Origin of the sequence: Burkholderia sp. Ac-20379 (genome assembly GCF_017104645.1) — a bacterium.
In the GTDB taxonomy this organism is placed as follows: domain Bacteria; phylum Pseudomonadota; class Gammaproteobacteria; order Burkholderiales; family Burkholderiaceae; genus Burkholderia.
In genome coordinates, this window is the sequence record NZ_JAAGPF010000387.1 from 1 (window position 1) to 5,920 (window position 5,920).

Annotated in this window: 5 protein-coding genes and 2 pseudogenes; 2 read left to right on the forward strand and 5 right to left on the reverse strand. The window is 68.6% G+C overall.

What is annotated here, in order from left to right:
- The 5 genes and pseudogenes from G3N92_RS29565 to G3N92_RS29585 form a co-directional block, all read right to left on the reverse strand.
- Window positions 1-709: pseudogene (locus tag G3N92_RS29565) on the reverse strand (sugar ABC transporter permease); the annotation flags it as partial.
- Window positions 699-1,532, reverse strand: a complete 834-nt coding sequence (locus tag G3N92_RS29570; protein ID WP_206131114.1) for an ATP-binding cassette domain-containing protein — start codon at window positions 1,530-1,532, stop codon at window positions 699-701. The gene G3N92_RS29570 and the pseudogene G3N92_RS29565, both read right to left, overlap by 11 nt.
- 62 nt (window positions 1,533-1,594) lie before the next feature.
- Window positions 1,595-2,650, reverse strand: coding sequence for a sugar ABC transporter substrate-binding protein (locus G3N92_RS29575; RefSeq protein WP_206131115.1), 1,056 nt, complete (start codon window positions 2,648-2,650; stop codon window positions 1,595-1,597).
- Window positions 2,651-2,782: 132 nt separating this feature from the next.
- Window positions 2,783-3,754, reverse strand: a complete 972-nt coding sequence (locus tag G3N92_RS29580) for an AraC family transcriptional regulator (protein WP_206131118.1) — start codon at window positions 3,752-3,754, stop codon at window positions 2,783-2,785.
- Between the two features lie 284 nt (window positions 3,755-4,038).
- Entirely contained in the window at window positions 4,039-4,437 is a 399-nt protein-coding gene (locus tag G3N92_RS29585; protein ID WP_241015098.1) for a transcriptional repressor, read from the reverse strand.
- A 260-nt stretch (window positions 4,438-4,697) separates the two neighbouring features.
- Here G3N92_RS29585 and G3N92_RS29590 point away from each other — a divergent pair, with 260 nt between their 5' ends.
- Together G3N92_RS29590 and G3N92_RS29595 are read left to right on the forward strand one after the other, a co-directional pair.
- Complete coding sequence (locus G3N92_RS29590; RefSeq protein ID WP_206131117.1) at window positions 4,698-5,360, forward strand: response regulator transcription factor; 663 nt, start codon at window positions 4,698-4,700, stop codon at window positions 5,358-5,360.
- Window positions 5,357-5,920: pseudogene (locus G3N92_RS29595) on the forward strand (two-component sensor histidine kinase); the annotation flags it as partial. The gene G3N92_RS29590 and the pseudogene G3N92_RS29595, both read left to right, overlap by 4 nt.

A 5,920-nucleotide genomic window follows, 5' to 3' on the forward strand; every position in this document is an offset into this window, starting at 1 on the left:
GGGCGGCGCGGCGGCGCGCGTGGGTGCGCAGCCCGAGCAGCAGCATCGCCGCGCCCGGCAGCAGCGCGAGCAGGTGCGACACCGGCGCGGGCAGCACGCGCAGCTGGCCGAGATCCACCAGCGCCGAATCGTAGGGCAGGTTGATCGAGCCGGGCGGGCCCAGCACGTAGAGCTGCATGCCGAGGATCGCGAGCAGGCCGGCCAGCGTCGTGACGAAGCTCGGCATGCCGAGCCGGTTGAACAGCAGGGCGTAGCACAGGCCGAACACCGCGCCGGCCGCGATCGCCGCGACGATCGCGAGCGGCACCGGCCAGCCCGCGTTGATCCACAGCGTGCCGACCAGCGCCGAGGCGAAGCCGCTGATCGAGCCGACCGACAGATCGATCTGCCCGACCATCAGCACGCAGACGATGCCGAGCGAGATCACGCCCACCGTCGAGCAGTCGAACAGCAGGTTGACGAGGTTGTTGGCCGACAGGAACACCGGGTTCAGGCTGGCGAACACCGTCCAGATGATGACGAGGCCGGCCACCACCGGCAGCGAGCCGAGGTCGCCGGCGCGCACGCGCTGCGCGAACGCGGCGAGCGTGTCGCCCACGCCGGCGGCGTGCTTGACGCGCACGTCGGCGCGGTCGAGGAGCGGGCCGGAAGCGGGGCCGGAGGCCGGCCCCGGCGCCGGATGCGGAGCGTGTTGCGGGTCATTGCGCATGATCGTTTCCTTGGCGGTGCGCGGCGTCCTGGCCGGCGGTGCGGCGGCCGGCGCGGCGCGACACGGCGTTCTCGGTGGCGCCGGTGATGGCGGCCACCAGCGAGGCGTTCGACGAATCGGGATAGAACACGCCGTTGTTGCGGCCCAGGCGCAGCACCACGATGCGGTCGGCCACGGCGCGCACGTCTTCCATGTTGTGGCTGATCATGATCACGGCGTGGCCGCGGTCGCGCACGCGCTCGATCAGGTTCAGCACTTCGGCTGTCTGCGCCACGCCGAGCGCGGCGGTCGGCTCGTCGAGCATGATCAGCTTCGGATCGAGCAGCAGCGAGCGGGCGATCGCCACCGTCTGGCGCTGGCCGCCCGACAGCGACGCCACCACGTCGCGCACGCTCGGAATGCGCGCCGACAGCTCGTTGAGCAGCGTCCAGGCACGCACTTCCATTTGCACCTCGTCGAGGCGCAGCGGGCTCAGCTCGCGCCCGAGGAAGATGTTGGCGACCACGTCGAGGTTCTCGCAGAGCGCGAGATCCTGGAACACCGTGGCGATGCCGAGATCGAGCGCGGTGCCCGGATCGGACAGCTCGACCGGCTTGCCGCCGAACGTGATGGTGCCCGAGGTCGGTTGATGGACGCCGGCGAGGATCTTCACGAGCGTCGATTTGCCGGCGCCGTTGTCGCCGACCAGCGCGACCACTTCGCCCGCGTGGACGTCGAGTTCGATGTCGGTCAGCGCCGACACCGCGCCGAAGCGCTTGGAGATGCCGCGCAGGCTCAGCACGGGTTCGCCGCGCGGGGCGCGCGGCGTGGAGTCTTGGGTCATGACGGAGAGGCCTGTGAATTGCCGCGCGGCCCGGCCGGCAAGGCGGGGCCGCGGCGGCGTGATCAGTTCGCGATGCCGAGCGTCTTGCAGCCCTGCGCGTAGCGGCCGGTGCACAGTTCCTTCGCGCTCGCGAAGCCCTTCGCGATCACGTCGGCCTTCAGGTTCTGCGCGGTGATGACGGCCGGCGTGAACAGTTGCGTCGGCGTCTTGTAGAGCGTCGTCTCGCCCTTCGGCGGCTGGCCCGACAGAAAGCCCGCGGCCGCCTTCGCCGCGGCCGCCGCGACGATCTCGCTCGGCTTCAGGATGGTGTTGTACTGGTCGCCCGCGATGATCAGCTGCAGCGCGGCGTTGGTCGCGTCGTTGCCGGTCACGGCAGGCAGCGGCGTCACGCCGGCCGCCTTGAACGCGGCGATCGCGCCGCCCGCCGTGCCGTCGTTGGCCGCCACCACGCCCACGATCTGCTTGCCGAAGCGCGTGATCTGCCCGCTCACCCACTGCTGCGCTTTCGGCGGCGCCCATTCGGGCGTGTCGAATTCGGCGAGCGTGGCGTAACCGCTGCCTTGCAGGCCCGCGTGGATGCCGTTGCGGATCAGCCCGGCCGCCGCATCGGTGGGCGAGCCGTTCACCTCGAGCACGCCGCCCTTGCCGGCCGGCACGCCGCTCGCCTTCAGGTGCTGCACCAGCGATTGCGCGATCGATTTGCCGATCGCCTCGTTGTCGAACGACACGTAGTAGTCGGCCGGCGTGGCCGGGATCGGCCGGTCGTAGGCGATCACCTTCACGCCCTGCGCCTGCGCCATGTGCACCAGCGAGGCGGCGGCGGTGGAATCGACCGGGTCGATCACGATCACCTTCGCGCCCTGCGCGATCGCCGAATTGAACTGCTGCTGCTGAAGCGCCACGTCGGCGTTCGCGTTCTGATACAGCACCTGGCAGGCTGGGCAGCGCTTCTGCATCTCGGCCTTGAAACCGGGGAAATCGTGCTGCTCGTAGCGCGTCGAGGCCTGGTCGGGCATCAGGAACGCCACCGTGCCGGACGGCGCGGCGAAGGCCGGGGCGGCGGCGATGGCCAGGCTCAGCGCGGCGGCGCGCAGCGTGCGGGAAAGCGTCGGGTTCATCGGGTGTCTCCGTATCGTTGAAAATGGGCGGCTTCGAGTGGGCCGTTTGGGGCGTTCGGGTACTGCGTCCGGATATTGCTCTGTACTGCGAATCGATAAGGCTGGCGCGTTTCGCCGATCGCGAACGACACGCTAGACGAGCGCCGCGCCCTCCGCGGCCGGCGCCGTGGCCGTCGCCGCGCTTGCGCTGTCCGCGTTGAGCTGCTGATAGGCGCGCCAGCGCGACGGCGACATCGCCTTGATCATCAGGAATTGCCGGTTGAAGTTCGACAGGTTGTTGAAGCCGACCTGATAGCAGATGTCGGTGATGCTCAGTTCGTCCGACATCAGCAACTGGCAGGCGAGGTTGATGCGCAGGCGGTTCACGTACTGCACGAACGGCACGCCGGTGTGGCGGCGAAAGTAGCGCGAGAACGCGCTCGCGCTCTGGCCCGACAGCGCGGCCAGCTCGGTTTCGCGCAGTTCCTGCGAGAGGTTCTTGCCGATGTGCGCGAGCACGTGGTTGATGCGCGATTCGCCGTAGCGCGCCGGATCCGTGGAATAGGCCGTGCTCGCGAGCCGCGCCGGCTCGGGGCTGCGCACCAGCAGTTCGAACAGCGAAACGAACAGCACGATGCGGCGCATGCCCTGCGCGCCGAGCATCTCGCGCAGGATAGGCTCGGCCGCCGCGCCCGTGTCGGGCGTGAACAGCAGGCCCCAGCGGGCGGCGTCGAGCAGCGCCTCGACGCGGCGGAATTCCGGAAAGGCCGCGATCACGCGCTCGACGAATTCCGCGCCGAACTGCAGCACGAGGCAGCGCTCGTCCACGCGCTCCTCGCGCGGCACGTGGCTGACCCAGTTGTGCGGCAGGTTCGAGCCGGTCATCACGAGGTTGCCGGGCGTGAAATCGCCGATGTGGTCGCCGACGAAATACTTGCCGCTGGTGGCCGTGATCAGGTGGATCTCGTATTCGGGATGGAAGTGCCAGCGCACCGTGCGATACGGATAGCCGTGCGACCACACCTTGAACGATTCGTCGCGCGGCACGGCCACCAGTTCGAGATCGGGCTGCGCGCGCTCGCCCGGCGCGCCATCGTGCGCATCGTCAACCCGGATCGCCTTCATCGTCGTGTCTGCCGGCACCGCCTCGTCTCCTGTCCGTTTTCGCGCGGCGCGTCGAGCGGCCGGGCGATGGATGAAAAATAGCCGCGACGGCGCGCGGCCACCACCGAAAATAAGACCGCGAACCGATACTTTTTTGCATTCGGGTTAGCCCGTAGCGCCGCCAAGGTCAACTTTCGTGCAATCGAAAAAATGGGGAGGGAACGTGACGGCGCGGGCCGTAAACGACGCCAGGCCGCCGGCGCGTCAGCGCATCGGCGGCCTGGCGGGCCGGGCGGCGGCGAGGGTCAGTGCTTGCCTTTCAGACGGCGCATGCAGGCGCCGCAAATGCCAAATACCACGTGGTTGTAGCTCAGGTAGCTGAAATCGTGTTCTTCGGCGATGCGCGCCTGCTGCGCCTCGAACGCCGGATCCTGAATGTCCTGAATCGCGTCGCAGCGCGTGCAGACCAGGTGGATATGCGGATCGCCGCGGTTCAGTTCGTAGACGACCTTCGACATGCCCAGCGACGAACCGAGAATCAGCGAGGCTTCCTGCAGCGAACCGAGCGCACGGTAGATGCTCGACAGGTTGTACGGCTCGTCCTGGTCGGCGAGACGGCGAAACACCTGATCGGCGGTGAAATGGGCGTTCGGCGATTCGTGGAACAGGCGGTAGACCGCGATACGCGTCGCGGTCGGCCGCATATGGGCCTTTTTCAGATTCGAAAAAATCGCGTTCATGGATGGAGGCAGCAGCGGTGGGTGCGGGGCGCCGCTCGGTATCGGGCGCGCCGGACTCAGGGAGCTTGCTGGCCGAAACTTAGATGAAAAACAGGGCCTGATCTTATCGGCGCGAGGAAGCGGTAGAAATTGCGGTAAATTCGCGCGTGTAGGCCCGAATCCGGTCGCGAATTGCGCCGGCGGGCGGGCAAGGCAATGCAGGCGACAGAACGGGGAACGTGCCGATGAGAGTGTTACTGGTCGAGGACGACGAGATGATCGGCGACGAAATGGCGGGCGCGCTGCGCGACGCCAGCTATGCGGTGGACTGGGTGCGCGACGGCGAGAGCGCGATCGCCTCGGTGCGCACCCAGCACTATGAACTGGTGCTGCTCGACCTCGGGCTGCCGAAGCAGGACGGCTTCCACGTGCTGTCGGCGATCCGCGCGGCCAACAACCCGGTGCCGGTGGTGATGGTCACGGCGCGCGACGCGCTGGAGGATCGCATTCGCGGCCTCGACAACGGCGCCGACGATTACGTCCTCAAACCGTTCGAAATCACCGAATTGCTGGCGCGGATCCGCGCGGCGGTGCGGCGCGGCGGCGGCACGCCCGCGCCGGTGCTCGACAACGGCGTGGTGTCGCTCGATCCGTCCACCCACGAGGCGCGCGCCGGCGAGCGCTGCGTGCGGCTGTCGAGCCGCGAATTCGCGCTGCTCCACGCGCTGCTGCAACGGCCCGGCGCGATCCTCTCGCGCACCGAGCTCGAAGATCGCATCTACGGCTGGAACGAGGAAGTCGAAAGCAACGCCGTTGAATTCCTGATCTATTCGCTGCGCCGCAAGCTCGGCAGCGAGACGATCCGCAACGTGCGCGGGGTCGGCTGGATGGTGTCGAAGACGCAATGAGACATTCGCTGCAATTCCGGCTGTCGGCATGGTTGTCCGCGATGGTGCTGCTCGCGGCGGTGATCGCGGGCGTGGCGTCGTTCTGCGCCTCGTTCCACGAGGCGAACGAGTTGCAGGATTGGCAGCTCGAGCAGGTGGCCGCGATGCTGAGCCCCGGCACGCTCGACGCTATGCAGCGCGACGGCACGATCGGCGGCCACGTGACGGCCGTGCACGACAAGCCCGAACTGATCGTGCAGCGCCTCGACGCGGGCGGCGGCCCGCTCGCGCTGCCGGCCTCGCTGCCGGACGGCGTGCAGGACGTGACGGTGGCCGGCGTGGATTGGCGGATCGTGGTGCGCACGCTGGCGGGCGGCGCGCGCGTAGCCGTGGGCCAGCAGACGGCCGGCCGCAACGACGTGGCCGAAAGCAGCGCGCTCGCCACCACCGCGCCGCTGATCGTGTTCGTGCCGGTGCTGGTGCTGGTGCTCGGTTATGTGGTGCGGCGCATGTTCGCGCCGCTGCGCGCGCTGTCGGCGCATGTCGACGGGCGCGACAGCCGCGATCTGTCGAGCCTGTCC

Bases quoted from the DNA above. Each gene is read 5' to 3' on its own strand.
- G3N92_RS29590 (WP_206131117.1), top strand. From the start codon at position 4,698: ATGAGAGTGTTACTGGTCGAGGACGACGAGATGATCGGCGACGAAATG.
- G3N92_RS29585 (WP_241015098.1), bottom strand. From the start codon at position 4,437: ATGCGGCCGACCGCGACGCGTATCGCGGTCTACCGCCTGTTCCACGAA.
- G3N92_RS29575 (WP_206131115.1), bottom strand. From the start codon at position 2,650: ATGAACCCGACGCTTTCCCGCACGCTGCGCGCCGCCGCGCTGAGCCTG.
- G3N92_RS29570 (WP_206131114.1), bottom strand. From the start codon at position 1,532: ATGACCCAAGACTCCACGCCGCGCGCCCCGCGCGGCGAACCCGTGCTG.
- G3N92_RS29580 (WP_206131118.1), bottom strand. From the start codon at position 3,754: ATGAAGGCGATCCGGGTTGACGATGCGCACGATGGCGCGCCGGGCGAG.